Genomic DNA, 4,239 nt, shown 5'->3' on the forward strand with positions numbered 1-4,239 from the left:
TGGTAGGAAGGTGGACAGATCGGTTGCTCTGCTTTCCGGCTGCATAGCTCAACCGGTGGCATCATGCTCTCGTTCAAATTTGCCATGTTCCTCATCAGGCGAGCGCGAAACTTCGAAGAAACTGCTCGCTTCCCAGCACGATGAAAGACACGACCGTCATCATCAGGCCGCGTTGGAAGCGTGCCTGCTTTAAGATCCTGACGCGTGACGTTTTCAGCAACTCGGTGGCCAGAACAGAGGTCCAGTCCGACCTCAAGGCCTGGTGCATCAGATCACGGACATCGGCAAAGTAGCTGGGGTCGACATAGTACACCGGTGGGACCTTGGAACCATGAGACGTCTTGCCATTGAATTCCCTCTCCGCGCGTGTCCGGCTCGGATAGAGCACCTGGCCGAACTGAAGAATCGGCATGATGACGATCCCCCAAACGACCGCATAGAACAGCGGCCCGATCGGCGCATGCGTCGGCAAAAGATCGCCGAAGCGCAGCACGAGGTTGAGGGCGAGGATGTAACCCACGCCAACGATTTGCGCCTTGTTGTCGTAGGAACGCGCCACAGTTTGTGCTTCCTGAAGCGCGGCGAGCAACATCTTGTCAGCATAGTCGCGTGTGATCTCACTTGGTCCGGCGTACATCGAGGCATCGGGCGAAACAAAGCGATCAAAGAGGGATGGCGTCTCAGACATGGCTGTATCCCCGTCAGTGCTGCGGCGCGAAGGCGGGGGCCGGCAGCATCTCAGGGTCAGGCGCTGCTGCCGGTTCATGCTTTTCCCGAATGCCGTTTACGGCGACATAAAGGGCCGGGAGGAAGACGAGCGTCAGCACCGTCGCGACGGCGAGCCCGCCGACAATGGCGTAGGCCATCGGCCCCCAGAACACGTCGTGCATGATCGGGATCATGCCAAGGATGGCCGCAGCCGCGGTCAGCATGATCGGCCGGAACCTGTGCGTGGTCGCGTCGATCACCGCCTTCCAGGGATCGATGCCACGCGCCCGCTCATGCTCGATTTGATCGACGAGGATCACCGAGTTGCGGATGATCATCCCTGCAAGCGCGATGATCCCGAGGATGGCGATGAAGCCCATAGGCGTACTCGTGGTCAGCAGCGCGATTGCGACCCCGATGAGACCGAGCGGCGCTACGCTGATCACCATCGCCATCTGGCGGAAGCTGCCGAGCTGCACGATGAGTACGGTCAGCATCAACGTGATCATCAGCGGAAACTGGGCCAGCAGAGCGGCGTTGCTTTGGCCGCTCTTCTCGACCGTGCCGCCGGTTTCTAGCAGAGTGCCGGCCGGCAGCGACTTGGTGTACTCTTCGATCGCGCCTGCGAGTCGCTCGTGAACGGAGGCGGGCTGCAGCCTCGGCAACGGTTCCGCCTGGACTGTGATGGTGGGCAGGCGGCCGCGACGCCAGACATAGCCCTCGTCAAGATCATACTGGAACTCGGCAAGTTCGCGCAGGGGCACCGAGGCGCCTGTCGGAGTGGGGATCTGGAGATTGCGTAAGGCCTCAACGCTTGAGCGCTCGCTGTTCTCGGCCCGGGCCACGACATCGACCAGATAGATCGAGTCGCGAAGCTGAGTGACCGTCGAGCCGGTGAGCACGCGGTCGAGCGCCTGGGCGAGCTGTTCGGAGCTTAGGCCAGCCTGACGCACGCGATCCTGATCGACCACGATGCGCAGTTCCTTGTTCTTCTCAGCCCAGTCGTAGTTGACGTTGCGCACGAGTCCGGATGAACGCAGTATCTTTGCGAGTTCCTCCGCGTGCTCCCTCGCTTCGTCGGTCGTCGGCGCGCTCACCCGGTATTGCACCGGCCAGCCGACCGGCGGCCCGAGCTCCAGGCGCGAGATGCGGGCCCTCACGTTCGGGAAGCTGTCGGCAAACAGCGTCTCGAGCTTCGCCTGAACGCGGTCCCGCGCCTCGAGGTCCTTCGCCACCACCACGGTTTCCGCCATGAAGTCGTTGTCGAGTTGGACGTCGAGCGGCAGGTAGAAGCGGATGGCGCCGCCGCCCACATAGGAAGAGAAGCTGGCGATGTCGGGGTCGCTGGCAAGCGTCTCTTCCAGCCGCTTCGTCTCCGTTTCGGTCGCCGCGATCGAGGCATTCTTCGGCAGCGTCATCGTTACCACAAGCTCGGGCCGGTTCGACGCCGGGAAGAACTGCTGCTGCACGAAACCCATGCCGTAGAGGGAGGCGCCGAAGGCGGCAAGCGAGGCGGCGATGGTGAGCCAGCGGTACCGCATGCTGAAGCCGAGCAAGCCAATGAAAGCGCGCATGAAGCGGCCCGGCCCATGAGTGCCATGCGCCTTCATGTGAGAAGGCAGCAAGGACAGCCCGATTACCGGCGCGAAGATCACGGCCACGAACCAGGAGGCCACGAGCGCAACCGCAATGACGGCAAACAGCGAGAACGTATACTGTCCGGTGTTGTTGTCGGCGAAGCCTATTGGCAGGAAGCCGAGGATCGTGATCAGAGTTCCCGATAACATGGGGAAGGCGGTAGAAGTATAGGCGAATGTAGCCGCCTTAACTTTTTCCATGCCTTCCTCGATCTTCGAAATCATCATTTCGATGGTGATCATCGCATCATCGACCAGTAGGCCGAGCGCGATGATGAGCGCGCCGAGCGAGATGCGCTGCAGGCTGATGCCCATCGCATCCATGGCGATAAAGACGATGGCGAGCACCAGCGGGATCGACAAGGCGACCACGAGCCCGGCCCTGAAGCCGAGGCTGAGGAAGCTGACAGCGAGCACGATGACGATCGCCTCGAACAGCGCCTTGGTGAATTCACCGATGGCTTCGCGCACGACCTCGGGCTGGTCCGAAACCAGGTTGAGCTCAATGCCGACGGGGAAGCGCTGCATCAGGCGCCCGGCCGCCTCGTGCAGGCCTTCGCCAAAGTCCAGGTTGTTGCCGCCCTCGCGCATGTTCACGCCGATACCGATGGCCGGCTTGCCGTTGACGCGAAACATCTTCGTCGGCGGGTCACTGTAGCCGCGCTGAACTTTGGCGATGTCGGTGAGTTTGTAGAAGCGCCCATCGATCCAGAGATTGAGGCCGGCTACGCTCTCGGGCTTCAGGAGGGAGCCGGTAACGTCAACAAGCATGTTCTCGTGCGGCGTGTTGATGACGCCGGAGGGCACAACCGCGTTCTGCCGCGCGATCGCCGTCAGCACTTCGTCGAGGCTGAGCTTAAGATTGGCGAGCTTCTGGGGTGAGAAGCTGAGATAGACCTTTTCGTCCTGGTCACCAAAAATCTCGACCTTGCCGACATCGGACGAACGCAGGAACTCGGTCCGCGCCGTCTCGGCGAAGTCGCGCGCCTCGCGAGGCGTGAAGCCGTCGAAGGTGATCCCGTAGATGATGCCGAAAACGTCGCCAAACTCGTCGTTGAAGAAGGGGCCGACCACGCCAGGGGGAAGCGTCGCCTGGACGTCACTGACCTTCTTGCGGACCTGGTACCAGATGTCGTCGAGCTCGCGCTTGGGCGTCGACTCCTTGAGGTAAACGAAAATGGTCGCCTGGCCGGGTTTGGTGTAGCTCTTGATGTAATCGAGCTGGGGAGTCTCCTCGAGCTTCTTCTCGAGCCTGTCGGTCACCTGTGTGAGCATATCGGCCGCGGTGGCCCCGGGCCAAACCGCCTGGACCACCATGGTTTGCACGGTGAAATCCGGATCCTCCTGCCGGCCGAGCCTCTCGTAAGCGCTGATGCCGCCGATGACGCAGACGAGCATGAGGAATACGACGATAGCCCTGTTGTGGACGGCCCATTCCGAAAGATTGAAGCGTGTCATCACTCGACCTCCGTCTCAGCGTTCACCAACTCACCGTCTGCCAGCGAATTAACGCCGGCGGTCACGACCTTCTCTCCTGCCGACAGCCCGTGGCTGACGACGACGGAGTCTGTATCGAATTGAAGCAGCTGGACGTTCCGTCGCTGCACCTTGCCGTCACCGCCAATCACCCAGACCTGCGGCTCGTCTCCGGACTGCAGCAGCGCGGTCGGGGGTAGCGTGGTGACCTCCTGGCCTCCTTTGCTTTCGACGCGACCTACGACGACTGCGCCCAGCCGCATCTCTGGCGGCGGCGAAGCCAGTGCCACCTTCACCTGATAGGTGCCGGTCGTGCTGTCGGCCTCGGGGGAGATCTCGCGGATATTGCCGGTGACCGCGACGTCCGGCCGGCCCTGGATCGAAACGTTCACCGCCATGCCGAGCTCTGCCCCGGCGA

At 61.9% G+C, this 4,239-nt stretch carries 3 protein-coding genes; all 3 read right to left on the minus strand.

Annotated features, from left to right (window positions below; genetic code table 11):
• Positions 1-94: 94 nt before the first annotated feature.
• Positions 95-688 carry a Pycsar system effector family protein gene (locus tag NMG70_RS17050; RefSeq protein WP_254025624.1) on the minus strand — a complete coding sequence of 198 codons (594 nt, stop codon included), beginning with the start codon at positions 686-688 and terminating at the stop codon, positions 95-97.
• 13 nt (positions 689-701) lie between these two features.
• Complete coding sequence (locus NMG70_RS17055; protein ID WP_301555161.1) at positions 702-3,803, minus strand: efflux RND transporter permease subunit; 3,102 nt, start codon at positions 3,801-3,803, stop codon at positions 702-704.
• Positions 3,803-4,239, minus strand: a 437-nt coding sequence (locus tag NMG70_RS17060) for an efflux RND transporter periplasmic adaptor subunit (RefSeq protein ID WP_436798406.1), incomplete at its 5' end; no start/stop codon positions are given. The genes NMG70_RS17055 and NMG70_RS17060, both read right to left, overlap by 1 nt.

Origin of the sequence: Mesorhizobium ventifaucium (assembly GCF_935822925.1) — a bacterium.
Lineage (GTDB): Bacteria > Pseudomonadota > Alphaproteobacteria > Rhizobiales > Rhizobiaceae > Mesorhizobium > Mesorhizobium ventifaucium.

What these genes read in the sequence shown, in the direction of transcription:
- NMG70_RS17050 (WP_254025624.1), bottom strand. Translation starts at nt 688, where the DNA reads ATGTCTGAGACGCCATCCCTCTTTGATCGCTTTGTTTCGCCCGATGCC.
- NMG70_RS17055 (WP_301555161.1), bottom strand. Translation starts at nt 3,803, where the DNA reads ATGACACGCTTCAATCTTTCGGAATGGGCCGTCCACAACAGGGCTATC.